General features: G+C 60.7%; 21 protein-coding genes. 16 read left to right on the top strand and 5 right to left on the bottom strand.

Going from position 1 to position 23,950, the window contains the following annotated elements:
• Positions 1-151: 151 nt before the first annotated feature.
• Entirely contained in the window at positions 152-589 is a 438-nt protein-coding gene (locus ARB25_RS02620; protein WP_055285548.1) for a universal stress protein, read from the bottom strand.
• A 248-nt stretch (positions 590-837) separates the two neighbouring features.
• Here ARB25_RS02620 and ARB25_RS02615 point away from each other — a divergent pair, with 248 nt between their 5' ends.
• Both ARB25_RS02615 and ARB25_RS02610 read left to right on the top strand, forming a co-directional pair.
• The gene (locus ARB25_RS02615) at positions 838-1,818 is read left to right on the top strand and encodes an undecaprenyl-diphosphate phosphatase (protein WP_070100721.1); all 981 of its coding nucleotides are present in this window, start codon (positions 838-840) and stop codon (positions 1,816-1,818) included.
• A 333-nt stretch (positions 1,819-2,151) separates the two neighbouring features.
• A complete protein-coding gene (locus tag ARB25_RS02610; RefSeq protein WP_055285547.1) occupies positions 2,152-5,046 on the top strand; it encodes an ATP-dependent helicase in 2,895 nt (964 codons plus the stop codon).
• A 279-nt stretch (positions 5,047-5,325) separates the two neighbouring features.
• Here the strand turns inward: ARB25_RS02610 and ARB25_RS02605 are convergent, their stop codons facing one another.
• On the bottom strand, positions 5,326-6,264 hold the full coding sequence (locus ARB25_RS02605; protein WP_082421829.1) for a type I phosphomannose isomerase catalytic subunit: 939 nt from the start codon (positions 6,262-6,264) through the stop codon (positions 5,326-5,328).
• Positions 6,265-6,332: 68 nt separating this feature from the next.
• Entirely contained in the window at positions 6,333-7,052 is a 720-nt protein-coding gene (locus ARB25_RS02600) for a GntR family transcriptional regulator (RefSeq protein WP_055285544.1), read from the bottom strand.
• Between the two features lie 303 nt (positions 7,053-7,355).
• Here ARB25_RS02600 and ARB25_RS02595 point away from each other — a divergent pair, with 303 nt between their 5' ends.
• The 7 genes from ARB25_RS02595 to nhaA all read left to right on the top strand — a co-directional run bounded on the left by ARB25_RS02595 (position 7,356) and on the right by nhaA (position 14,936).
• On the top strand, positions 7,356-8,756 hold the full coding sequence (locus tag ARB25_RS02595) for a glycoside hydrolase family 1 protein (RefSeq protein WP_055285542.1): 1,401 nt from the start codon (positions 7,356-7,358) through the stop codon (positions 8,754-8,756).
• Between the two features lie 120 nt (positions 8,757-8,876).
• Positions 8,877-10,220: a PTS sugar transporter subunit IIC gene (locus ARB25_RS02590; protein WP_055285540.1), complete on the top strand. Its 1,344-nt coding sequence runs from the start codon at positions 8,877-8,879 to the stop codon at positions 10,218-10,220.
• A gap of 160 nt (positions 10,221-10,380) precedes the next feature.
• On the top strand, positions 10,381-10,683 hold the full coding sequence (locus ARB25_RS02585; RefSeq protein WP_055285538.1) for a PTS sugar transporter subunit IIB: 303 nt from the start codon (positions 10,381-10,383) through the stop codon (positions 10,681-10,683).
• Between the two features lie 9 nt (positions 10,684-10,692).
• Positions 10,693-11,025, top strand: coding sequence for a PTS sugar transporter subunit IIA (locus tag ARB25_RS02580; protein WP_216595101.1), 333 nt, complete (start codon positions 10,693-10,695; stop codon positions 11,023-11,025).
• A gap of 241 nt (positions 11,026-11,266) precedes the next feature.
• Positions 11,267-12,220, top strand: coding sequence for an ROK family protein (locus tag ARB25_RS02575; protein ID WP_055285536.1), 954 nt, complete (start codon positions 11,267-11,269; stop codon positions 12,218-12,220).
• A 165-nt stretch (positions 12,221-12,385) separates the two neighbouring features.
• Positions 12,386-13,309 (top strand): manganese-dependent inorganic pyrophosphatase, encoded by a 924-nt coding sequence (locus ARB25_RS02570; protein ID WP_006235927.1) that lies wholly within the window; start codon positions 12,386-12,388, stop codon positions 13,307-13,309.
• A 268-nt stretch (positions 13,310-13,577) separates the two neighbouring features.
• Positions 13,578-14,936, top strand: a complete 1,359-nt coding sequence (gene nhaA / locus ARB25_RS02565; RefSeq protein ID WP_055285534.1) for a Na+/H+ antiporter NhaA — start codon at positions 13,578-13,580, stop codon at positions 14,934-14,936.
• A 332-nt stretch (positions 14,937-15,268) separates the two neighbouring features.
• Here nhaA and ARB25_RS02560 read toward each other — a convergent pair whose 3' ends face one another.
• The gene (locus ARB25_RS02560; RefSeq protein WP_055285533.1) at positions 15,269-15,523 is read right to left on the bottom strand and encodes a hypothetical protein; all 255 of its coding nucleotides are present in this window, start codon (positions 15,521-15,523) and stop codon (positions 15,269-15,271) included.
• Positions 15,524-15,672: 149 nt separating this feature from the next.
• Here ARB25_RS02560 and ARB25_RS02555 point away from each other — a divergent pair, with 149 nt between their 5' ends.
• From ARB25_RS02555 to ARB25_RS02525, 7 genes are all read left to right on the top strand, one after another.
• On the top strand, positions 15,673-16,977 hold the full coding sequence (locus ARB25_RS02555) for an aspartate aminotransferase type Ic (protein ID WP_055285531.1): 1,305 nt from the start codon (positions 15,673-15,675) through the stop codon (positions 16,975-16,977).
• Positions 16,978-17,028: 51 nt separating this feature from the next.
• A complete protein-coding gene (locus ARB25_RS02550; protein WP_055285529.1) occupies positions 17,029-17,343 on the top strand; it encodes an STAS domain-containing protein in 315 nt (104 codons plus the stop codon).
• A gap of 153 nt (positions 17,344-17,496) precedes the next feature.
• On the top strand, positions 17,497-18,087 hold the full coding sequence (locus ARB25_RS02545; protein ID WP_172676307.1) for a twin-arginine translocase TatA/TatE family subunit: 591 nt from the start codon (positions 17,497-17,499) through the stop codon (positions 18,085-18,087).
• A complete protein-coding gene (gene tatC, locus ARB25_RS02540) occupies positions 18,087-18,878 on the top strand; it encodes a twin-arginine translocase subunit TatC (protein ID WP_055285525.1) in 792 nt (263 codons plus the stop codon). Before ARB25_RS02545 ends, tatC begins: the two co-directional genes overlap by 1 nt.
• Positions 18,879-18,884: 6 nt before the next feature.
• Positions 18,885-19,241: a hydrogenase maturation nickel metallochaperone HypA gene (hypA, locus tag ARB25_RS02535; RefSeq protein ID WP_055285523.1), complete on the top strand. Its 357-nt coding sequence runs from the start codon at positions 18,885-18,887 to the stop codon at positions 19,239-19,241.
• A gap of 55 nt (positions 19,242-19,296) precedes the next feature.
• A complete protein-coding gene (gene hypB / locus ARB25_RS02530; protein WP_006235936.1) occupies positions 19,297-19,980 on the top strand; it encodes a hydrogenase nickel incorporation protein HypB in 684 nt (227 codons plus the stop codon).
• A gap of 54 nt (positions 19,981-20,034) precedes the next feature.
• Positions 20,035-22,626 carry a DNA topoisomerase I gene (locus ARB25_RS02525; RefSeq protein ID WP_055285521.1) on the top strand — a complete coding sequence of 864 codons (2,592 nt, stop codon included), beginning with the start codon at positions 20,035-20,037 and terminating at the stop codon, positions 22,624-22,626.
• Between the two features lie 144 nt (positions 22,627-22,770).
• On the opposite strand, the gene ARB25_RS02520 is transcribed toward ARB25_RS02525, so the two are convergent.
• Positions 22,771-23,751 carry a zinc-ribbon domain-containing protein gene (locus tag ARB25_RS02520; protein ID WP_055285519.1) on the bottom strand — a complete coding sequence of 327 codons (981 nt, stop codon included), beginning with the start codon at positions 23,749-23,751 and terminating at the stop codon, positions 22,771-22,773.
• Between the last annotated feature and the right edge of the window lie 199 nt (positions 23,752-23,950).

The following is a 23,950-nucleotide window of genomic DNA, read 5'->3' as shown; positions in this document are numbered from 1 at the left end:
CACGCCATCTTTCTATTTAGCCAACTCGCTGAAGTATGGTGACGAAGGCGCAAGGCCGGGAGGGGTTATCTAAGCCGACATCCCGCAGCCGCGAAGCGGCGAGGACGTCGGCGTGATAACCCCGCAGGCCCCGCGGCCGGTGGGAGCAACGCTACTTCACGACCAGAATGTCGCAGTCCGTATTGCGCAGCAGGAACGTCGAAATCGAGCCGAGTAGCGCGTACTTAATTGAGGACAGGCCGCGGGCGCCGCAGAGCACCAGATCGGGCTTGACCACGTCGAGCATCTCATCCTTGAGCGTCTCACGAATGCGGCCGGTGCGAATCATGACCTCGACCTCGGGAATGTCGGGATTGGCTTTGGCCTCCTCGAGCTGCTTGGCGATGGAGTTGTTAAAGGCCTCCTCCAAGCCGTTGACCAGGTCGACCGGATAGGAACCGGCGCTCTCGAGCGCGGTGGAGTCGATAACGTGGCCGATGATCAGCTTAGCGCCGTTGTTCGCGGCGACCTTGATGGCGCGTGCGAGCACAAAATCCTGCTGCTCAGTACCGTCGAGTGAAACAAATACCTTGGTATAGCCCTCGTTCATGGTTTCCTCCTTGGTCTATCGCACGGGCGCGGGGCTCGTGCGTCGGGCGGGCGCGGGCGCGTTGGCCGCCGGACACTTTATCTTGTTGCAGTTATACCCAAGGATTCGGATTTGACCGCTCGCAATTCTGTGAACGGGCGAGTTTTTTGGTAAGGGTAGGCACAGGCGTGCCGCCAACGGTTGATAATGGGACATCGCCCGCACCGTCCGCAGAACAATATCGGCGGGTGTCTAACGAGGGGGTCCCTTTGGATATCATCGAGCTTCTAAAATCTGCCTTCATGGGCCTGGTCGAAGGCATCACCGAATGGCTGCCTGTTTCGTCGACCGGTCACATGATCTTGGTGGACGAGTTCGTCAAGATGAACGTGAGCGAGACGTTCTGGAATATGTTCCTGGTTGTGATTCAGCTTGGCGCCATTTTGGCCGTCTGCGTCCTGTTCTTCTACGACCTTAACCCGTTTTCTCCCAGCAAGGGCAAGGAGGGCCGTCGCGACACCTGGGTGCTGTGGGGCAAGATTGTGCTCGGCTGCATTCCCGCCGCGGCGATCGGTCTGCCGCTCAACGACTGGATGGAGGAGCATTTCTACAATGCTCCCGTCGTGGCGCTGGCGCTCATTGTGTACGGCGTACTGTTTATCGTGATTGAGAACTGGCGCGCGAGCAAGCGCGAGGAAATGGCCGTTGCCGGTTCGTTTGGTTCGCGTGCTGTGGTGGCGGGCGGACGTCCCGCCGGTGCGCACTTTGCGGCGCCCGCCGCGGCTACCGCTGAGGATGAGGACGATGACGAGGACCTGGACTTTGGCTCCATCGCCACGCTCGAGGACCTGAGCTGGAAGACTGCGCTGGGTATCGGCTGCTTCCAGGTGCTTTCGCTGGTGCCTGGTACGTCTCGTTCCGGTTCTACCATCATCGGTGGCCTGCTTTTGGGCTGCACACGTTCGGTGGCGTCCAAGTTTACGTTCTTCCTGGCCATCCCTGTCATGTTTGGCGCGAGTGCGCTCAAGCTGGTCAAGTACTTCATCAAGGGCGGCACGTTCGGCTCCAACGAGGTCGCTATCTTGGGCGTGGGCTGCGTTGTGGCCTTTGTGGTTTCGCTCATCGCCATCAAGTGGCTCATGGGCTTCGTCCGTCGTCACGACTTTAAGTGCTTCGGTGTTTACCGCATCATCCTGGGCATCGTAGTGCTCGCGTACTTCTTTGTCCTGGAGCCGATGCTCGGCCTGTAACTTGGTTGACGCTGCGTGGCGGCCAGAGCGACAACTTGTCATTCAAAGAGGGCGGCATGACCAAAAGGTCTATGCCGCCCTCTTTTCATGTCAATTTGTTCGCTCTGGCCGCCGCTCGCTGCTGCTGCCATGACATCGGCGGTTTCGTGATTGTCAATAGATTGGTGCAGACTAACCTGACCCCATTGCACCAAATCTGCTGGGGTGGGCCTGACGGTGGCGCACGGAGTCGTGGTGTGATTTGCGTCGGTGTCCGCGCGGCTCGGTATACTGGTACGGCTCAAACTATGGCGCTGCCCGCAGGCGCGCCGTCCGTCAGATGAGGAGTCGCCCATGACCCAGCCCCTGCCCTGGGAAAAGAACACTGCCGCGCCCGTGCCGCCCGCGCCGGAACCCGTGCCGCTCGATGCGTACACCGCCCCCGCCGCGCCGGAACCCGAGCTCGTTCCGCTCGACATCTACGATGCCCCGGCTCCGGCGCCCAAACCCGCCAAGCCGCTCGTCGATATCGATAGCCTGAACCCCGCCCAGCGCGAGGCGGTCCTGACCACCGAGGGACCGCTGCTGGTGCTCGCCGGTGCTGGCTCGGGCAAGACCCGCGTCCTGACCTTCCGCATCGCGCATATGCTCGGCGACCTGGGTGTTAGGCCTTGGCAGGTCTTGGCCATCACGTTTACCAACAAGGCCGCGGCCGAGATGCGCGAGCGTCTGGCGGCACTCATTCCCACCGGTACCCGCGGCATGTGGGTGTGCACCTTCCACGCCATGTGCGTGCGCATGCTGCGCGAGGACGCCGACCTGCTGGGCTACACCGGTCAGTTCACCATCTACGATGATGACGACTCAAAGCGCATGGTGCGTGACATTATGCAGGCGCTCGGCATTGAGCAAAAGCAGTTCCCCATCAACATGATCCGCAGCAAGATCAGCTCGGCCAAAAACGCCATGATCGGCCCCGAGGACATGCTCAAATCCGCCGACAGTCCCAATGACAAAAAGGCCGCACAGGTCTACCTGGAGCTGGAGCGCCGCTTGCGCGCCGCCAACGCGATGGACTTCGACGACCTGCTCGTGCGCACGCTCGAGCTGCTGCGCACCCGCCCCGAGGTGCTCGACAAGTACCAAGAGCGCTTCCGCTACATTAGCGTCGACGAGTATCAGGACACCAACCACGTCCAGTACGAGATCGCCAACCTGCTGGCCGCCAAGTACCAAAACCTCATGGTCGTGGGCGACGACGACCAGTCCATTTATAGCTGGCGTGGCGCCGACATCACCAATATCCTGGACTTTGAGAAGGACTTTAAAGACTGCAAGACCGTCAAGCTGGAGCAGAACTATCGCTCTACGGGCCATATCCTGAGCGCCGCCAACGCCGTGGTGCGTCACAACTCGCAGCGCAAGGACAAGCGCCTGTTTACGGCCGAGGGCGATGGCGAGAAGATCCAGGCCTTCCAGGCGAGCGATGAGCGCGACGAGGGCCGCTGGATTGCTGGCGAGATCGAGAAGCTGCACGCCAAGGGCACGAGTTACGACGACATCGCCGTGTTCTACCGCACCAACGCTCAGTCGCGCATTCTCGAAGATATGTTCCTGCGCGCGGGCGTGCCCTACAAGATCGTGGGCGGCACGCGATTCTTCGACCGTGCCGAGATCCGCGACGTTATGGCATATCTCAAGATGATCGTGAACCCGGCAGACGAGATGAGCGTCAAGCGCGTCATCAATACGCCGCGCCGCGGTATCGGCTCCACCTCGATCCAAAAGATTGAGCAGCTGGCGCGCGACAACCGTTGCTCGTTCTTCCAGGCCTGCGAGATCGCGTGCGCCGAGACCGGCATGTTTAGCGCCAAGGTCCGCAACGGCCTGTCGAGCTTTGTGTCGCTGGTGCGCGAAGGTCGCCGCATGGACGGCGAGCTCAAGGACGTTGTCGAGATGATCGTCGATAAAACGGGCCTTCTGCAGGCCTTCCGCGCCGAGGGAACCATGGAGTCCGAGAGCCGCGCCGAGAACATTCAGGAATTCTTGGGCGTTGCTGCCGAATTTGAAGAGACGCACGAGGATATCGAGGGTACGCTTGAGAGCTTGGAAGAGCTGCGCGCAGCCGGTGTTGCTGACGTGCCTGCCGAGCCCGAGTCTGTCGTGGTGAGTGCGCCCGCGCCCGAGCCGGGACCGTCCGCACCGGCATCCTCGTTTGAGGCACTCGTCGGCGCGCGCGATGCCGCAGGTTCCAATCCGCTCGATAGCCTAGCCGCCCCGGCGCTCTCGCCGCAGGATGCCCTGGCTGCTGCCATCGCGGGTAACGCCTATGCCGCGCCGACGGAGCTACCGGCGGGCGCCGTGCATGCCGACGAGATCGAGCGCACCTACGGTCCGCTCACCTGTAAGGCGCTGCCCGCTCTCATGGAGTGGCTTGCCCTGCGCTCCGACTTGGATTCTTTGGCAGGCGAGACGCATGCCATTACCATGATGACCATCCACTCCGGCAAGGGCCTGGAGTTCCCCGCGGTGTTCGTGGCCGGCATGGAGGAGGGCATCTTCCCGCACGTGCACGACTTTGGCGGCAGCGATGACCCGGGCAAGCTCGAGGAGGAGCGTCGCCTGGCCTACGTTGCCATCACGCGTGCCCGTAAGCGACTGTTCTTGACCTATGCGGCCACACGTCGCACCTACGGTTCGACCTCTGCCAACCCGCGCTCGCGCTTCCTCAACGAGATTCCGTTTGAGGATATCGAGTTTAGCGGTATCGGCTCTGCCGGTTTTGAGGGCACGGGCTGGGAGAAGCGCGGCGACCGTCACGGCACCTTTGGCTCGGGCATGGGCTCGGATATGTATGGCGGCAAGGTGTTTGGCTCGCATACGCGCTCGACCGGCGGTTCCGGTTCGCGCGGCGGATCGAGCTTTGATGACTTCTTTGGCGGCAGCAGCTATGGGACCGAGCGCCATCGTGGGGTCTCGCCCGACGCTGGTCGTGTTGCCTCGACCTTTGGCTCGGGCGCGCCGCGAGCCAAAAAGCCGTCATCCAAGGTATCCCCGACGGTGGAGCGCAAGGTCGATCGTGCCAGCGCATCGCAAGACTTTGCCGCGGGCGATACCGTGAGCCACAAGACCTTTGGCACGGGTACCGTGATCTCGGTCGCTGGAGACATGATCGAGGTTCAATTCGAAAAGACCGGCCAGACCAAAAAGCTGATGAAAGGTTTTGCGCCAATCGTCAAGCTGCAGTGATCCCGGCGGACCTGGGCGGGCGTATAGGGCAACATCGCCTGCTCGGGCAGTCCTGCGCAAGACGGAGGCCACATTAAGTGGCCTCCTTTGCGTGCGGAACTCGCGATCGATGTTGCCCTATACGCCCGCCCAGGTCCTTGGGTAACGTTGCTAGACGAGCGTTGCTTTGCTCGTTCGCTTTTTGGTCTGGAGAGCCGGGTGGGCTGATATATATGGACAAGGGGCTCCCCCGTTGGTGAACGGGGGAGCCCCTTGTTGCGTTTGGGTTGTTGGTGCGAACTAGAGGTGGCTGATGATCAGTTCCATCTTGCCTTCGAGGTCGATGGAGCTGACGGTGCTCGGGGCCAGCAGGTGGCTTCCCTTGTGGACGGGGTCGCCGCAGACGGTGCCTTCGCCGTCGATGACCGACAGGCACATGAAGGGCCAGCGCTGGTCGAGGGTCTTGCTGCCGTTGACGCGCACGCGATCGACGGTGTAGCAGGGGTTGGACTCGAGCTCGGTCACGCCGTCCACCTCGGGCGCGGTCACCGTGCCGTCGGTCGGAGCCTGAGCATCAAAGTTTATGCAGTCGAGGCTTTGCTCAATGTGCAGGGGACGCAGTTTGCCGTCGGTGCCGGGGCGGTCGTAATCATACAGGCGATACGTCACGTCGCACGACTGCTGCGTTTCCAAAATGAGCGTGCCGGCCTTGATGGCGTGAACGGTACCGGAATCAATCTGGAAAAAGTCGCCCTTGTGGATCGGTACTACGTTGAGCATGTCGTCCCAGCGGCCGTCCTTGATCATCTGTGCGGCCTCGGTGCGGTCTTTAGCACGCTGGCCGACGATGATCGTGGCGCCGGGCTCGCAATCCAGCACGTACCAACACTCGGTTTTACCCAGGCTGCCGTTCTCGTGCTCGGCGGCGTACTCGTCGTTGGGATGAATCTGGATCGAAAGGTCGTCCTTGGCGTCCAGAATCTTAATGAGCAGCGGGAACTCCTTGCCCTCGCAATTGCCAAAAAGTTCACGGTGCTCGGCCCACAGCCACGACAGCGTGTGGCCGGCGTACGGTCCCTCAGCAATCTGGCAATCGCCGTTGGGATGGGCCGAGATAGCCCAGAACTCACCGATGGGACCTTCGGGAATGTCGTAACCAAATACGGTTTCGAGCTGGCGGCCACCCCAGATTTTCTTGCGGAAGAACGGCGCCAGTTTAATCAAATCGGACATATTCATACCTCCATTGTATTGCGCGGGCGCTGCGCAAAGCAGCGCAAAACGAGCGCCCGCATGACTACAAAAACCTACGCTAACGTTACATTGTGCAACTCAAAGCGGTCGCCAACGTTGCGCGAGGTCGAATACTCAAAGGCGGCGCCGCTGTCCAAAAAGCCAATCTGGGTGAGCTCGAGCAGGGGAGAGCCAGGTTTGGTGTCCAGACGCTCGGCTTCTTCCTCGGTTGCTGCCACGGCTCGAATGGTACGGTGAAAGCTCGAAATCTTCAGGCCACATTGCTCTCGGATGAAGCGGTAGAGCGATCCGTACAGGTCCTTCTTTTTCAGCCCCGGAATCAGCTCGAGGGGCATGTAGGTGTACTCGATAACGATGGGCTTCTCATCGGCCTGACGCACGCGCACGACGTGATAGGCAAAGTCATCCTCGGCAATTCCCAGCTGGGCTGCGATGTCCGCCGGTGGATTAACGATCGAGAAATCGTAGACCACCGAGGTCACCTTCTCCCCGCGGTGCTCATACGAAAAACCCTGGGCACGGTCGTTTTTGCCCTGGAAAAACGCCTGGCCGGGAAGTCCCGCCGTGTCCTTAACGTAGGTACCCGATCCGCGCCGGCTGGTAATAAGGCCTTCCTCGGTGATTTGTTCAATAGCTCGTTTGACGGTGATTTTGGAAACGCTATAGAGCTCGCAGAACTCAACGACGGTGGGAAGCTTGTCGCCCGGTTTAAGAGCGCCATCCTCAATACTCCGACGAATATCTGCAGCTATCGCCTCGTATTTGGGAATCATGGAACCTCCTTTCCGACATATATGAAAACAAAAGTAAGTATAACCCTCAACAGGGTACCCATATTACTTTTATCTAAGAAGTTCGAGAAAGAAAAAAGAAAAAGACGCTTTACTTTTAGAATTAGAGCGCTATAGTTTAAGCAACGAACGGAATCCTGCAGCAGACCAGGATTGACCGTTTGGGGACGGTTTTGTTTTGGCAGGTTGGATATCGGTATGACCGGTGCGCGCCCGCGCCGGATAACCTGCCAAAGCAAACCCGTCTCCAACCGGAAGCTCTAGAACACGAAAGCGAGGACTTTGATGGCACAGTATCAGCTGCCCAACGACTTCTTCTTTGGCGCTGCTATGTCCGGCCCGCAGACTGAGGGTCAGTGGAACCAAGGCGGCAAGCTCGAGAACCTGTGGGACACCTGGTCCATCCAGGATCTGGGTTCGTTCTACAACTGCGTTGGCTCTTATGCCGGCAATGACTTTATGGCCAAGTACCAGGAAGACTTTCGCATTTTGAAGGACTTGGGCCTGGATACCTATCGCACTTCCATTCAGTGGAGCCGTCTGCTTGATGCCGACGGCAACCTTAATGAGGAGGGCGCTGCGTGGTATCACGAACTGTTCCGCGCCTCTCGCGAGGCTGGTCTGGAACCGTTCGTCAACCTGTACCACTTTGACATGCCCACCTACCTCTTTAACCGTGGCGGCTGGGAGAGCCGTGAGGTTGTCGAGGCTTACGCGCATTACGCCGACGTCGCCTTCCACGAGTTTGGCCAGGAGATTAAGTACTGGTTCACCTTTAACGAGCCCGTCGTCGAGCCCGAGCAGCGCTATCAGGAGGGCGTGTGGTTCCCGCAACTCCACGACTTCAACCGCGCTCGCACCGTGCAATATCACATCTCGCTGGCGCACGCGCTGGCCGTGGCCAACTATCGTCGCGCCTATGACGAGGGCGCTGTTCGCGCCGATGCCAAGATCGGCATGATCAACTGCTTTACTCCGGTCTACACCAAGGAGAACCCCAGCGAGGCAGACCTCGAGGCCGTGCGTATGACCAGCGGCATCAACAATCGCTGGTGGCTCGACCTTATTACCAAGGGCGAGCTTCCTGCCGACGTGCTCGACAGCCTGGCCGAGGGCGGCGTTAAGCTCCCGTTCCGTGCCGGCGACCAAGAGATTCTCAAGCAGGGTGTTGTCGACTGGCTCGGCTGCAACTACTACCACCCCACGCGCGTTCAGGCGCCGGCGAGCAAGATCGACCAGTACGGTCTGCCGCACTTTGCCGACGAGTACGTGTGGCCCGACGCCGTTATGAACGAGAGCCGCGGCTGGGAGATCTACCCGCAGGGCCTCTACGACTTTGGCATGGACTGCGCTAAGAACTACCCCGATCTTGAGTGGTTCGTTTCCGAGAACGGCATCGGCATCATGGACGAATACAAGAACCGTGACGCCGAAGGAACCATCCAGGATGACTACCGAGTCGACTTTGTGCGCCAACACCTGGAGTGGGTTGCCAAGGCAATCTCCGAGGGCGCCAAATGCCGGGGCTATCACTACTGGGCCGTCATCGATAACTGGTCTTGGGCCAATGCCTTTAAGAATCGCTATGGCTTTGTCGAGGTCGATCTCATGGACGGCTACAAGCGCCGCCTTAAGAAGTCGGCAGCCTGGCTCAAACAGGTCGCCACGACCCACGTGGTTGATTAGCGACCGGGCGAACGCCCAGACCGCGCGCCGCCGCGCGCAACACATGGCACATCTGGTGGCAGAGGGCGACAGACCACCGTGCGCATAGGAAAAGGCCGGATTTGAAAGTTAGGAGCAATCATGGCCAGTGACAACGGAAAGAGCTTCCTCGACAAGTTTGCCGAGGTCTCTGCGAAGGTGGGAAACCAGGTTCACCTGCGTTCCCTGCGTGACGCCTTCGCGACCATCACGCCGCTCTATATCCTTGCGGGTATCGCGGTTCTTATTAACAACGTCGTGTTCCCTCTGTTCCCGCTCGATGCGGCGGGCCTTGCCAACCTTCAGACGTGGGGCTCGGCAATTACGCTGGGCACCCTCAATGTCTCTGCCATTATCTTGGCCGGATTGATTGGCTACAGCCTCGCCAAGAACAAGCGTTTCGATAACCCGCTCGCTTGCGTGGTCGTCGCCATCTCTGCCTTCGTCATCATGATGCCGCAGCAGATCACCGCCTCGCTTGCCGCCACGAGCCCGCTGCTCACCGACAAGATCACCTCCGCCGAGGTCACGGGCGCCCTTTCGACTGCCAACACCGGCACCAACGGTCTGTTCTCGGCCATTATCATCGCTCTGCTCTCCGTCTCGCTCTTCATCAAGATTTCTGGCGTCGAGAAGCTCAAGGTTAAGCTGGGCGAGGGCGTGCCTCCCGCGGTCTCCAACTCCTTCAACGTCATGATCCCGATGCTGCTCAACCTCGCAATCTTCGCTCTTGCCGCAGCCCTGCTCGCCGTGTGCGCCGGCACCGATCTGTGCGCCATCATCTCCACGTGCATCTCCAACCCGCTCAAGAACATCATGAACGCCGGTCCGTGGGCTGTTATCCTCATCTACACCCTTGCCAACCTGCTGTTCTGCGTCGGTATTCACCAGTCCACCATCTCTGGCGCTACCGTCGAGCCGATCCTGACCATGCTTATCGTCGACAACATGGCTACCTTTGCCGCCGGTGGCACCATCCAGCCCGATCACTACATGAACATGCAGATCGTTAACAGCTTCGCTCTCATCGGCGGCTCGGGCTGCACCCTCATGCTTCTGCTCGACACGCTCCTGTTCTCCAAGAACAAGGCTTCCGAGACCGTTTCCAAGATGGCTATCCTGCCTGGTCTGTTCAACATCAACGAGCCGGTTATCTACGGTTACCCCATCGTGTACAACCTGCCGCTCATGATCCCGTTTGTTCTTCTTCCCGACCTGTTCATCGGCATCACCTATGGCCTTACCTGCGCAGGCATCATCAGCCCCTGCATCGCCCAGGTGCCCTGGACCATGCCTCCCGTCATCAATGCCCTGCTCGCTACGGGCTTTGACTGGCGCGCCGGCGTGTGGCAGGCTCTCGAGATTGTCATTGGCATGGCCGTCTACCTGCCCTTTATGAAGATTTCCGAGAAGGCAATCGCCAAGCAGGAGGCTCTCGCCGAGTAGAACGCCTAACGTTCGTCCCTTTCACCTTTGCGGGCGCCGGTACGCGGTGCCGGTGCCCGCGGCTCTCTCCCTTGTGTAAAGATGCAGAGGGGTGGGCACAATAGCCGCAAGGAATACAACCAGTGTCGTCTGCGCGCCGCGCAGTTATAAGGAGGAAATCATGAAGAAGATCATGCTCTGCTGCAATGCCGGTATGTCCACGAGCCTGCTGGTCCAGAAGATGCAGGCCGAGGTTGCGAACCGTGGTCTGGATATTGAGATCGAGGCTCGTCCCATGAACGAGGCCCACGATCACCTGGACGAGTGCGACATGTTGCTGCTTGGCCCGCAGATCGGCTACACCAAGGGTGACTTTGAGAAGGAGGCCGCTGGTCGCTTCCCGGTCGAGGTCATCAACATGGTCGACTACGGCCGCATGAACGCTGCCGGCATTATCGACCACTGCGTCAGCGTGATGGGATAGGTGCTCCGCATGGAGGATATGAACGAACTGCAGATGACCTGCTTTGAGATCATCAGCTACGTCGGTACCGCCAAGAGCATGTACATCAATGCCGTGCAAAAGGCCAAGGAGGGCGATTTTGACGCCGCCGAGGAGCTTATCAAGCAGGGCGACGAGGCCTATAACGGTGGCCACGATGTTCACATGGGGCTTCTGAAGAAGGAGGCCAACGGCGAGCGTAACGGCGAGGCTCCGTTGATTCTGCTGCATGCCGAAGACCAGATGGCCGGTACCGAGACCATGCGCGTCATGGCGACGGAGCTCATCGAAATCCACAAGCAGCTGCAGACACTTAAGGCCTAGTCGGCGTTATCGCCGCGAAGGACCGTGCGGTCCAACAGACAACATAGTCCCTTTGACGGGCGCCGGGAGTCTCCGCCTCCCGGCGCCTTTATTTTTGGGGATGGTCTTGCGCGGCCTGTTGAGCAGCCATTTGCGTTTCCCCAGATAAAACCTGCCAAAACAAACCTGTCCCTTTTTGGTAGGTTTTTGCCTTGGGAGCGGTACCATACAGGCAATGTTTAAACGAGAAAGGTGGGCTCCCATGGAACCTAAGCAGTACTACATCGGCATTGACGTCGGCGGCACTTCGGTTAAGGAGGGCCTGTTCGACGAGGACGGAAACCTGCTGGCCAAGGCCAGCGTGCCCACGCCTCCCATCGTTGACGCTGCGGGCTTTGCTGCGGTGACCGAGGCTATCGACCAGGTGGTCGCCAAGGCACGGATTCCGCGTGCCTTTGTGGCGGGCATTGGCCTGGCCGTTCCGTGCCCCATCCCGGCATCGGGCGATGCCAAGGTCAAGGCCAACATTGCCATTAACCTGCCCGAGCTGAGGATCGCCATTCAAAAGCACTGCCCCGACGCGGTCGTTAAGTACGAGAACGATGCCAACGCCGCTGCCATGGGCGAGGCCTGGCTCGGTTCTGCCAAGGGCGTGCAGAACGTGGTGATGGTCACCATCGGTACCGGCGTGGGCGGCGGCGTTATCGTTAACGGCGATGTGGTATCGGGCGTTGTGGGCGCCGGCGGCGAGATTGGCCACATGTGCCTGAACCCGGCCGAGGAGCGTACCTGCGGCTGCGGTGGCCATGGCCACCTGGAGCAGTATTCCAGTGCCACCGGCGTGGTGAGCAACTACCTTGCCGAGTGCAAGAAGGCGGGCGTCGAGCCCATCGAGCTCACCGGCCCCTCAGATTCCAAGGACGTGTTCCAGGCCTGCCGCGAGGGTGACAAACTGGCGCTGGCAGCTGCCGATACCATGGCCGACTATCTCGGCCGCGCTCTGGCGCTTATCGCCAACGTGGTCGACCCCGAGATGTTCCTGATCGGCGGCGGCGCGTCCGCTTCGGCCGATGTCTACCTCGACGCCGTTCGCGAGTACTTCCAGCGCTACGCGCTTTCCGCCTCGCGTGAGACGCCCATTAAGGTCGCTTCGCTCGGCAACGACGCCGGCATCATCGGCGCCGCCTACGTAGCTCTGCGCGCCGCCGGTAAATAGCTGGTGCAAGGGGGTCAGGTTACTTTGCACCAACATGGTGCAAAAGGGACAGCCTTGGCCCCATACCTGCCCCAAAATATGCCGTGGCCCTTCCGCCTGCGAAGGCTCGGCATCGGCGTGCTACCATAGCTACGTCTAAGTACACATATCAAGTGGAGGAAACCCATGGCAAACGTTCTTGTCTTTGGTCACCAGAACCCCGATAACGACGCCATCATGAGCGCCGTCGTCCTGTCCCAGCTGCTCAACCAGGTTGAGTATGCCGGCAACACCTACGAGGCCTGCGCCCTTGGTCAGCTTCCGGCAGAGTCCGCCAAGCTGCTCGCCGACGCCGGCATCGCCGAGCCTCGCGTGATCGAGTCCGTCGAGGCCGGTCAGCTCGTCGTCCTCACCGACCACAACGAGTCTGCCCAGTCCGTCGCCGGCCTTAAGGACGCCACGGTCTTTGGTGTCGTCGACCATCACCGCATCGGCGACTTCGAGACCGCCGGCCCGCTGCACTACATCTGCCTGCCCTGGGGCTCCAGCTGCACCATCGTCACCAAGCTCGCCGGCGTGCTCGGCGTTGAGCTTTCCGACGTCCAGGCCAAGCTGCTGCTCTCGGCCATGATGACCGATACGCTCATGCTCAAGAGCCCCACCACCACCGATGTCGACCGCGCCGTCGCCGCCAAGCTCGGCGAGCAGGTGGGCGTCGACCCGGTCAAGTTTGGCATGGAGGTCTTCCTCACCCGTCCGTCCGGCTCCTTCACCGCAGCCGAGATGGTCGGCAACGACATCAAGATGTTCGAGCCCGCCGGCAAGAAGCTGCTCATCGGCCAGTACGAGACTGTCGACAAGAGCCGCGCGCTCGGCATGATCGACGAGATTCGCGAGGCCATGCGCGCCTACGCCGCCGAGAAGGGTGCCGACGGCATCGTCCTGTGCATCACCGACATTATGGAGGAGGGCTCGCAGGTCCTGCTCGAGGGCGAGACCGAGGCTGCTCAGAAGGGCCTGGGCATTGCCGACGAGCACGACGGCGTCTGGATGCCGGGCGTCCTCTCCCGTAAGAAGCAGGTCGCTGCCCCCATCATGGCCGCCTGCTAGGTTCTTTTGACCTAACACCGACGACCGGATCGCGGAAGCCCCGCGCTCCGGTCGTTTTTTGTGCACGGCATCGCGTTGTCTCTTGGACAGGCGTGCCCGTGCCGTTGAGCAAATAATGTTCAACCTGTGGTTCCGCTTTTCGGCCACGCCTGCGTGCTTGTCGTGCAGGGTAGGCTAGATGCAAGCGTAATACGTTAGAGCGCGGCGCCGCCACTTGGGCGGGCCGTGCTTTTTTAAGACGGGAGCCTTCCCGTGAAAGGAGCCGCCCATGGCAGCACCCGAGCAGCTGTTCAACGTTCGTGAGCGCAAGCGCTTTGAACGTCACGACATTTGGGAGCGCATCGCCGAGAACGGCACGATTTCCGCCGCCGTCATGGTCTTCGCCGCCATCGCCGCCGTCATTTGCGCCAATACCGATGCCTACGAGGCCATCCATCACTTTTTGGAGACCCCGCTGTATGTGGGTCTGGGCAACCTTACGGCCGGTCTCACCGTTGAGCTATTCGTCAACGACTTCCTCATGGCGATTTTCTTTTTGTTGGTGGGCATTGAGCTTAAGTACGAGATGACGGTCGGCGAGCTCAAAAACCCGCGCCAGGCTATGCTTCCCATGCTGGCGGCCGTGGGCGGCGTCGTCGTTCCCGCCTGCATCTATCTGATCTTTAACCATGCCGGCGCGCACAACGGCTGGGCCATTCCCATGGCAACCGATATTGCCTTTGCGCTGGGCGTGCTGTCGCTTTTGGGCAATCGCGTGCCCAACGGCGTGCGCGTGTTCTTCTCGACGCTCGCCATCGCCGACGACCTCATTTCCATCGCCGCCATCGCCATCTTCTACGGTCAGAGTCCCAATCCGTTTTGGTTGGGCGCCGCCGCGCTTGTGACCTGCGCGCTCGTGTGGCTCAACAAGACGCAGCATTACCGCCTTGCCCCGTATTCGGTACTGGGCCTGCTGTTGTGGTTCTGCATGTTCAAGAGCGGCGTGCACGCTACGCTTGCTGGCGTCATCCTGGCCTTCACCATCCCGGCCAAGTGCGGTGTTAAGCTTGATAGCCTCACCGATTGGCTGGGCGAGTGCTTGCCGCTGCTCGATGACCGCTACGACGACGAGGCGCACATCCTGGGCCAGCATGACTTTACCGTCTCGACTACCAAAGTCGAGCGTGTCATGCACCGCGTGACCCCGCCGCTCATCCGCATGGAGCGCCTGATCTCCACGCCGGTCAACTTTGTGATCCTGCCGATCTTCGCGTTCGTCAACGCACAGGTTCGCCTGGTGGGCGTGGATATGAGCACGCTACTCACCGACCCGGTGACGCTCGGCGTGTACTTTGGCATGCTGCTGGGCAAGCCGATCGGCATCTTTGGCATGACGTTCTCCCTGGTCAAGCTCAAGGCCTGCGAGCTGCCGCACAATGTCAACTGGCATATGATTGCCGGCGTGGGCATTCTGGGCGGTATCGGCTTTACCATGTCGATTCTCATCAGCGGCCTCGCCTTCCCGACGGCCCAGTTTGAGGTTCTGGCTGCCAAGGCCGCTATTCTCGCCGGCTCTGTCACCGCGGCCGTACTTGGCATGATCTACATGAGTGTGATCTGCAAGCACCCCGCGCCCAAGAACGAGTAGGCGCGTAGAAACAGACGCCAGAGCCTGCTCGAGCGCGTGTAAAACGCGGTTTTGAGTGGTACTTGCCACCTGCCGGACACCCCAGTGGCCAAAAAACGCCGTTTGTGAGTACTGTCACAAACGGCGTTTCATTTTAGGCGCGAAAAATAATGTACAAATCTATTCTGTCTGTGCATTAACGATTGCGTGGCTGGACGAAAAATGCCGATGCATCCTTCCAAAACCGGACACAAAAGGCCAAGACTGGCCCTTTTAATTCAAAATCGCTGTTACTAAAAAAGTAACAGTACTCATATTTGCTATTTTTTGACCACAGGCCCCAATGACTAGGTTTATTCCACGGTGCCGTAGATGGCGCCCCAGCCGTGGGCGGCCAAGGCGGAGTTGAGCTGGTCGCAAAGTGACTGGCGGTCGTAATAGCCGGGCGGTAGCAGGTTGACGATTTCCATGAGATCAGGCGCCAGGTCCAAGATTTCGGCCTGTACGATCAGATCCAGACGGTCTATGGCGTGGCGGTCGTAAAACAGTCCGTCGACCAGGCGCTGCAGGTCGCCGAATTCCTCGGCCTGGAACGATCCATACTCCATAGTGCCTCCTTGGGCGCCCCACGCAGGCATGCGCGGCGATTCGTAATTTATTGCGATGGACTTAATCTATCACGGCTTCATAACGTTGCGGCGGTGGCGGTCTATACTTAGACGAACTGCAACGTACCGCTTCGCGAAAGGTCGCACCCATGCAGACGATCTACCAGAAGATGGAAACCACCGAACTCGATGCCGCCATCGAGGTGCTCAAAGCCGAGGTCGCCGAGGTCAAGGCCAAGGGCCTGGCGCTCGATATGGCCCGCGGCAAGCCGTCGCCCTCCCAGGTGGACATCTCTCGACCCATGCTCGATATCCTCAATGCCGATGCCGATCTGCACGACGGCAACGTCGATTGTTCCAACTACGGCTGCTTTGAGGGCATTCCCTCGGCACGCAAGCTGGCAGGGGAGTTCCTGGGCTGCCCCGCTGAGCAGACACTCGTGCTGGGCTCGTCGAGCCTGCTGATCGAGCACGACATCGCCGGCATGTTCTGGCGCTGTGGCTCGTGCGGCAGCGAGCCCTGGGAGGCTTACGAGGCAGCGCACGACGGCAAGAAGGTCAAGTTCCTGTGCCCGGTTCCCGGCTACGATCGCCACTTTGGCATCACCGCCGACTTGGGCATCGAGAACGTTCCCGTCGCGATGACCGACAACGGCCCCGATATGGACGAAATCGAGCGCCTCGTTGCCGCCGACGATTCCATCAAGGGCATCTGGTGCGTGCCCAAGTATTCCAACCCCACGGGTATCACCTTTAGCGAGGACACCGTGCGTCGCCTGGTCGAGATGCCCACGGCCGCGCCCGATTTCCGCATCTTCTGGGACAACGCCTACTGCGTGCACGACCTGTACGACGAGACCGACGAGCTCGCCAACATCTTCGATCTTGCCCGCGCGGCGGGCACCGAGGACCGCGTGGTGGCCTTTGCCTCGACGTCCAAGATCACCTTCCCGGGCGCCGGTATCGGCTTTATCGGTGCGAGCCCCGCGGTCATCGCCGAGTTCTCCAAGCGCCTGAAGGCCGGCCTCATCAGTGCTGATAAGCTCAACCAACTGCGCCACGTGCGCTTCCTTCCCACCATCGAGGCGGTCAAGGAGCACATGAAAAAGCATGCCGAGTTTTTGCGCCCGCGCTTTGAGGCCGTTGAGCGCAAGCTCACCGAGGGCCTGGGCGATACGGGTTGCGCCACCTGGACGCATCCCCGCGGCGGCTACTTTGTAAGCTTCGATGGTCCCGAGGGCTCGGCCCAGAAGGTCGCCGCGCTTTGTGCCGACCTGGGCGTCAAGCTCACGCCGGCTGGTGCCACCTGGCCTTATGGCAAGGATCCGCGCGACACCAACATCCGCATCGCGCCGAGCTATCCCACGGTCGAGGACCTGGAGGCCGCGCTCGATGTGCTGGTGCTGGCCGTTAAGCTCGTCGCTGCCGAGCTTGCGCGTGCCGAGCGCGCCTAACGCGCGGCTTCCCGTACTATCCGCACCTTCGATACGTAAAGGAGCATATACATGGATTTGGGTATTTCCACCAACCCCACGCCAGAGCTCTACACCATTAAGGTAACCGGCGAGATCGATATCTCTAACGCCGATAGCCTGCGCAATGCCATCGACCTGGCGCTCGAGCAGCCCACTGAGGCCGTTGAGCTCGATTTTGCCCAGGTGAGCTACATCGATTCGACGGGCATTGGTGTGCTCGTGGGCGCCGCGCACCACGCGGCCGACCACAGCAAGCGCTTTAGCTGCACCAATGTGCAGCCCCCGGTGATGCGCGTGGTCCAGCTGTTGGGTGTCGACCAGGAGATTTCGATTACCGCTGCATAATCTTTGCCCCCAAAAGGGCGTGCCGTTTGGCATATGTTTGTGATGCGCTCGGACGTTTTGGCGTCCGGGCGCTATACTTGACCGAATGAATAGACGAGTTCCGGCCGAATGGCGCGGTGCGGGCTCGACTCACATCGAGCCTTGGAGGTATGTGTGTTTGGTATTGGAGAGGGTGAGCTCGCGATCATCGTGGTCTTCGGCTTTTTGCTGTTTGGCCCGGATAAGCTCCCGCAGATGGGCCGCACGATCGGCCGTGCCATCCGTCAGTTCCGCGAGACGCAGGAAAAGATGACGGCCGTTGTTCAGTCCGAGATTATCGATCCGGTGAGTGAGGCCGCTTCGGCTCCGGTCAAGCCCAAGAAGGCTGCTGCGACCGACGACGATTCCGATGCGGACGAGGATGCCGCCGAGACGGCAGCTCCCGCCAAGAAGGAGACCTTTGCCGAGCGTCGCGCCCGTCTTGCTGCCGAGAAGGCCGCGAGCGAGGCTGCCGCCGAGGGCGAGGGTGCTGCTGAGGAGTCCGAGGCCGAGGGTGCCGAGCCTGCCGCTGCCGCCGAGCCTGTCGTCGAGCCCGGGCCTGCTGCAGAGCCGGAGTCCGAGCCCGAGCCGGCAGAGCCCACGACGGCCGACCTCTACGCCCGTCGTCCCCGCAAGCGCAAGGCCGTCGTCGACCAGCTCGCTCGCGAGCTCGAGGCCGAGGGCGACGCCGCTGCCGCCGATGCCCCGAAGGGAGGCGATGAGTAATGCCTATCGGACCTGCGCGTATGCCGCTCTTCGATCACCTGGGAGAGCTCCGTCGCCGCCTGACCATCGTGGTTGTGTCGGTGTTTGCCGCCGCCATCGTGCTGTATTTCGCCACGCCTGTGGTGCTCGACATCTTGGAAGACCCCATCCGCTCCTTTGTGCCGGACGGTAAGTTCTACATCACCACCACACTCGGCGGCTTTGGCCTGCGTTTCTCGCTGGCCATCAAGATGGCCGTGGTCATGTGTACACCCATGATTATCTGGCAGATTCTGGCATTTTTCCTGCCGGCACTGCGTCCCAACGAGCGCAAATGGGTCGTGCCCACGGTGCTCGCCTCGACGGTGCTGTTCTTCCTGGGCGCAATTTTCTGCTACTTCATCATCATTCCTGCGGGCTTTGAGTGGCTCATCGGCGAGACCTCGGCCGTCGCTACGGCGCTGCCCGATCTGGAGAATTACGTCAACATGGAGCTGCTCTTTATGATCGGCTTTGGCGTGGCGTTTGAGCTGCCGCTCATCATCTTCTACCTGTCCGTCTTCCACATCGTTTCCTACGCGGCCTTCCGCAGCGCCTGGCGTTACGTATACGTTGGCCTGCTTGTGGGCTCGGCTGTGATTACGCCCGACGGCTCGCCCGTTACGCTGGGCCTCATGTATGGCGCCCTGCTCTCGCTCTACGAGATTTCGCTCGCCATCGCTCGCGTGGTTATTACCGCGCGCGAGGGCAAGGAGGGCTTGTTTGTGAGCCGTCTGGACCTGTTTTCGGACGATGAGGACGACGAGGAGTAAATCGGTATGCATGAGGTTGGCATTGTCAACGGCATACTCGATACAGTGATTCGCGCGGCGCGTGGGGCGGGGGCCTCGCGCGCCGTTTTGGTAACGCTGCGTATCGGGGATATGACCGAGGTCGTGCGCGAGGCGCTCGACTTTGCGTGGGAGACATTTCGCGACGAGGACCCGTTCACGCGAGGCTGCGAGCTTGCCGTGGAGGAGGTCCATCCACAAAGCGAGTGTCTGGACTGTGGCGAGGTTTTCGACCACGATCGCTTCCACTGTCGCTGTCCCCAGTGTGGTGGTGCCAACGTGCGCCTACTGCACGGCCGCGAGCTCGATATCGCGAGTATCGAAATCGAAACCCCCGACGATTAGCCCGCTAGCCATCTGGTGATGGGGTATAAAGGGGCCAAAGTAAGGAGCGCTAAGTATGGCCGAGAAAACGATTGATATCGCATCGCCGATTCTGTCGCGCAACGAGCGCCTGGCAGATCAGCTGCGCCAGCGATTTAATGAGACAAACACCTATGTGATCAATGTGCTGTCGAGCCCCGGTTCGGGCAAGACCACCACGATCCTGGGGACTAACGAGCGCCTGCGCGACAAGGCTGGCCTGCGCTGTGCCGTCATTGAGGGCGATATCGCCTCGGATGTCGATGCCATCACCATGAAGGAAGCCGGCATGCCCGCCATCCAGATCAACACGGGCGGCCTGTGCCACCTCGAGGGCAACATGATCATGGAGGCCGTTGACGCGTTCGACCAGGCCGTCGGTCTGGAGAACATCGACGTCATCTTTATCGAAAATGTGGGCAACCTAGTCTGCCCGGTCGACTTTGACCTGGGCGAGAACCTGTCCATCATGATCCTCTCGGTGCCCGAGGGCGACGATAAGCCCATCAAGTACCCGGGCATCTTCCAACACGCCGGCGCGCAGCTGCTCAACAAGGTCGACGTGGCTCCGGCTTTCGATTTTGACATGGATAGGTATACTAAGACACTCGATGACCTCAATCCGCAGGCGCCGCGGTTTGCCGTGAGCGCGCGCAAGGGCGAGGGCATGGATGCCTGGTGCGATTGGCTCATCGGGCAGATCGAGCAAGCAAGGGCGTAAATCGGCCGCCATACGGGCGGGCGTAGCCGCAGAGACACGAGATAGGAGCCTCTTTTGAAGCTCATCATCGCCGAGAAAAACGACGCCGCGCGTCAGATCGCCGAGCGTCTGTCCACGGGTAAACCCAAAAAGGATAAGGTGTACAACACCGCCATCTACCGTTTTGAGTGGAAGGGCGAGGAGTGCGTGACGATCGGCCTTGCCGGTCACATCCTTGCGCCCGATTTTTGCGACAGCGTGCTGTTCGATAAAAAGCTGGGCTGGTATTCGGTCACTGAGGACGGCGAGATGCTGCCGGCCGACATGCCCGATGGCCTGGCACGCCCGCCCTACGACACCAAGCGCAAGCCGTTCCTTGCCGACGGCATCTCCATCAAGGGCTGGAAGCTCGAGAGCCTGCCGTATCTCACCTGGGCACCCGTCATTAAGCTGCCGGCCGAGAAGGAGCTCATCCGCTCGCTCAAGAACCTCGCCAAAAAGTCCGACAGTGTCATCATCGCTACGGACTTCGATCGCGAGGGCGAGCTGATCGGTTCGGACGCCCTCAACAAGGTACGCGAGGTTGCGCCGGACTTACCGGTCGCCCGCGCCCAGTACTCTTCGTTTACCAAGGCCGAGATCACGCAGGCCTTCGATAACCTCGTCTCGCTTGACCAGAACTTGGCCGATGCCGGCGAGAGCCGTCAGCACATCGACCTCATCTGGGGTGCGGTGCTCACGCGCTACCTGACGCTCGCCAAGTTTGGCGGCTTTGGCAACGTGCGTTCCGCCGGCCGCGTGCAGACGCCGACGCTTGCCCTGGTGGTCGAGCGCGAGCGCGAGCGCATGGCGTTTGTGCCCGAGGACTATTGGCAGATCCGCGGCATGGGCGCCGCACAGGGCGCTGCCGAGGACGACCGCTTTAAGATTGCGCACAAGACGGCACGCTTTACCGACAAGGATGCTGCTGAGACGGCGTACAACCATGTTGACGGCGTCGCGACGGCAACCGTCGCCGCGGTGACCAAGCGCTCCCGCAAGCAGCAGCCGCCCACGCCGTTTGCGACCACCTCGCTGCAGGCCGCCGCCGCTGCCGAGGGCATCTCGCCTGCGCGTACCATGCGCATCGCCGAGTCCCTCTACATGGCGGGCCTTATCAGCTACCCGCGTGTTGACAACACCGTGTATCCCGCGACGCTCGATTTGGGCGCCGTGGTGAGTGACCTGGCAAAGATCAACCCGGCGCTGGCGCCCGTGTGCAAAAAGGTACTCGCTGGTCCCATGAAGCCCACGCGCGGTAAAGTCGAGACCACCGACCACCCGCCTATCTACCCCACGGGCGAGGGCGATCCGTCCATGCTCGACGGCGGCCAGCGCAAGCTCTATGATCTGATCGCCCGTCGCTTCCTGGCGACGCTTATGGGTCCCGCGACCATCGAGAACACCAAGCTCGAGCTCGACGTGAACGGTGAGCCGTTCGTGGCTTCGGGCGATGTGCTCGTGACTCCGGGCTTCCGCGAGGCGTATCCGTACGGACTTAAGCGCGATGAGCAGATGCCGCCGCTGGAGCAGGGCGATACGGTCGACGTGTTCGACATTAAACTCGAGGCCAAGCAGACCGAGCCGCCCGCGCGCTACAGCCAGGGCAAGCTTGTGCAGGAGATGGAAAAGCGCGGCCTGGGCACCAAGTCCACGCGCGCGAGCATCATCGAGCGCCTATATGCCGTGCGCTATCTCAAAAACGATCCCGTGGAGCCGAGCCAGCTGGGCATTGCCATCATCGACGCGCTGACGCAGTTTGCCCCGCGCATCACGAGCCCCGATATGACCAGCGAGCTCGATGGCGATATGACCCGTGTGGAGCGCGGCGAGGATACCGAAGAGCATGTCGTGACGCACTCGCGCGCGCTGCTGGCTGGCGTGCTCGACGAGCTGCTCAAGCACACGCAGGAGCTGGGCGACGCCATCAGCGACGCCGTCACGGCCGATGCGCGCGTGGGCGCCTGCCCCAAATGCGGCAAGGACCTGGTTATGAAGACGAGCGCCAAGACCCGCGGCAGCTTTATCGGCTGCATGGGTTGGCCCGACTGCGACGTTACCTATCCGGTGCCGAGCGGCGTCAAGGTAAGCCCGCTCGAGGGCGAGGCGGCCGTGTGCCCCGAGTGCGGCGCGCCGCGCATTAAGTGTCAGCCGTTCCGCCAAAAGGCCTTCGAGATTTGCGTGAACCCGACGTGCCCCACCAACTACGAGCCTGACCTTAAGGTGGGCGAGTGCAAAGTGTGCGCCGAGGCCGGGCGTCACGGTGACTTGATTGCGCACAAGAGCGAGAAGAGCGGCAAGCGCTTTATCCGCTGCACCAACTACGACGACTGCGGCGTGAGCTATCCGTTGCCGGCGCGCGGCAAGCTCGAGGCGACGGGTGAGACCTGCCCCGAGTGCGGCGCTCCCATCGTGGTGGTCAACACGGCGCGCGGCCCGTGGCGCATCTGCGTGAACATGGACTGCCCGACCAAGGAGAAGAAGCCCACCCGCGGTCGCAAGACCACGACCAAGGCGAGCACGGCCAAGAAGACGACGGCGGCAAAGAAGACTGCTGCCAAGAAGACGACCGCCAAAAAGACGACGGCCAAGAAGTCGACTACCAAAAAGACCGCTGCCGACAAGTAGCCGCACGGTCGAAACATCACCTAAAACAAAAACGAGCGAGGACCTCAAAATCCTCGCTCGTATTTTATCCGGCAGGTAGGGACGTTCCTTTTCTGCCGGCAGTTTAGGAACGTCCCTAACTGCCGGCTCGGGAACGACAAAGCGCTAGTTCACCTCGACAGGCTTGGCGCCGGGATAGCGCTCCTCAAAGTCTAGGCGGTACTTATTGTCATTGGTGCCCGCCACGTTGTCGCGCGACAGCGGCGCCACGATCTCATTCTTGTGGTCCGCAGGCTTGGCGTATTTCAGGCTGATCTCCCAGGCATCACAGATTGCGTCAATGCGGTGATCCAAGTCGTCGTACAGGGCGATGATGTCCTTCCAGGAGCTGTAGTTCTTGGAGCTCGTCGGAACGTCTAGGTCCTCGACGATGTCGTAATACTGCTCGATGGTGTCCTCCGTGCGCTCGGCGACGTCGGCGAGATTTTGACGGGCGGTTCGATCCTCTTCCAGATAACTGCCGTTGAAGTTCTGCGCGCAGCCACGGACGTAGTTGTCGAGGTCTTCGAGCAGGTCGTAGTATTCGCTCAGTCGGCGGTAGAGATTCTGCTCGGAGAGCGTTGCTTCGCCGCCATCCTCGTCGTCATCGTCATCGTCGTACAGGCTGTTGGGATCGCCGAGAGGCTTTAGGTCATCGTCGTCGACGTCATGGTGCAGCTTAGCTACCTCGGCAGTCGTCTGCGTGGCGGCGTTGTCGAAAGGCTTGATCACAAAGAAAACGACCAGGGCGATGATGATCGCCACCAGCACAACGATAACGGCGATAAGCGGCCCGATGCCGCTCTTTTTGGGAGCGGGGGTCTGTAGCGAAGCGGGCGCGTATGCGGGAGCCGGCTGCTGTTGGGGCGAGCCGCTCGCGACGGGTATGCGCTGCGTGGTCTCGACGGCCGCGGGGCCTGCGGCGGGGTCGGGGCGATAGGCGAGGGGGTCGTCCGCCTTGGCTTGCGGCGTATCGAGGGAACCGGTCTGCTCAAAAGCGGGCTGGCTATCGCTTGCGGTTGTTTGCTCAACGGGTGCACCGCACGAGGTGCAGAACTTGGCATTATCTGCAAGAAGTTTGCCGCACGAGGCGCAATACCGAGACATTGCCACTCCTTTCGCCACATTTCAATGCAATACGACGATTATACCCAGCGTCCAAAATTCCCCTTCATAAGTTGCGGTGAAATAGGGACTGTTTGGCGGTCTCAGAGCTTCAATCAGTCCCTATTTCACCGCAACTTTGGAAAGGCACCTTTAGCCATTGGGGACGCACCGAGCACTGGGGTATCATGGCTTGGTTGAT

Source organism: Collinsella aerofaciens, from assembly GCF_001405375.1.
GTDB lineage: Bacteria > Actinomycetota > Coriobacteriia > Coriobacteriales > Coriobacteriaceae > Collinsella > Collinsella aerofaciens_F.
This window is presented reverse-complemented; position numbering and strand designations above follow the sequence as displayed.

What these genes read in the sequence shown, in the direction of transcription:
- ARB25_RS02555 (WP_055285531.1), top strand. Translation starts at nt 15,673, where the DNA reads ATGCAGACGATCTACCAGAAGATGGAAACCACCGAACTCGATGCCGCC.
- ARB25_RS02590 (WP_055285540.1), top strand. Translation starts at nt 8,877, where the DNA reads ATGGCCAGTGACAACGGAAAGAGCTTCCTCGACAAGTTTGCCGAGGTC.
- nhaA (WP_055285534.1), top strand. Translation starts at nt 13,578, where the DNA reads ATGGCAGCACCCGAGCAGCTGTTCAACGTTCGTGAGCGCAAGCGCTTT.
- ARB25_RS02595 (WP_055285542.1), top strand. Translation starts at nt 7,356, where the DNA reads ATGGCACAGTATCAGCTGCCCAACGACTTCTTCTTTGGCGCTGCTATG.
- ARB25_RS02585 (WP_055285538.1), top strand. Translation starts at nt 10,381, where the DNA reads ATGAAGAAGATCATGCTCTGCTGCAATGCCGGTATGTCCACGAGCCTG.
- ARB25_RS02620 (WP_055285548.1), bottom strand. Translation starts at nt 589, where the DNA reads ATGAACGAGGGCTATACCAAGGTATTTGTTTCACTCGACGGTACTGAG.
- ARB25_RS02610 (WP_055285547.1), top strand. Translation starts at nt 2,152, where the DNA reads ATGACCCAGCCCCTGCCCTGGGAAAAGAACACTGCCGCGCCCGTGCCG.
- ARB25_RS02575 (WP_055285536.1), top strand. Translation starts at nt 11,267, where the DNA reads ATGGAACCTAAGCAGTACTACATCGGCATTGACGTCGGCGGCACTTCG.
- ARB25_RS02560 (WP_055285533.1), bottom strand. Translation starts at nt 15,523, where the DNA reads ATGGAGTATGGATCGTTCCAGGCCGAGGAATTCGGCGACCTGCAGCGC.
- ARB25_RS02600 (WP_055285544.1), bottom strand. Translation starts at nt 7,052, where the DNA reads ATGATTCCCAAATACGAGGCGATAGCTGCAGATATTCGTCGGAGTATT.
- ARB25_RS02580 (WP_216595101.1), top strand. Translation starts at nt 10,693, where the DNA reads ATGGAGGATATGAACGAACTGCAGATGACCTGCTTTGAGATCATCAGC.
- ARB25_RS02520 (WP_055285519.1), bottom strand. Translation starts at nt 23,751, where the DNA reads ATGTCTCGGTATTGCGCCTCGTGCGGCAAACTTCTTGCAGATAATGCC.
- hypB (WP_006235936.1), top strand. Translation starts at nt 19,297, where the DNA reads ATGGCCGAGAAAACGATTGATATCGCATCGCCGATTCTGTCGCGCAAC.
- ARB25_RS02550 (WP_055285529.1), top strand. Translation starts at nt 17,029, where the DNA reads ATGGATTTGGGTATTTCCACCAACCCCACGCCAGAGCTCTACACCATT.
- ARB25_RS02570 (WP_006235927.1), top strand. Translation starts at nt 12,386, where the DNA reads ATGGCAAACGTTCTTGTCTTTGGTCACCAGAACCCCGATAACGACGCC.
- tatC (WP_055285525.1), top strand. Translation starts at nt 18,087, where the DNA reads ATGCCTATCGGACCTGCGCGTATGCCGCTCTTCGATCACCTGGGAGAG.
- ARB25_RS02605 (WP_082421829.1), bottom strand. Translation starts at nt 6,264, where the DNA reads ATGAATATGTCCGATTTGATTAAACTGGCGCCGTTCTTCCGCAAGAAA.
- hypA (WP_055285523.1), top strand. Translation starts at nt 18,885, where the DNA reads ATGCATGAGGTTGGCATTGTCAACGGCATACTCGATACAGTGATTCGC.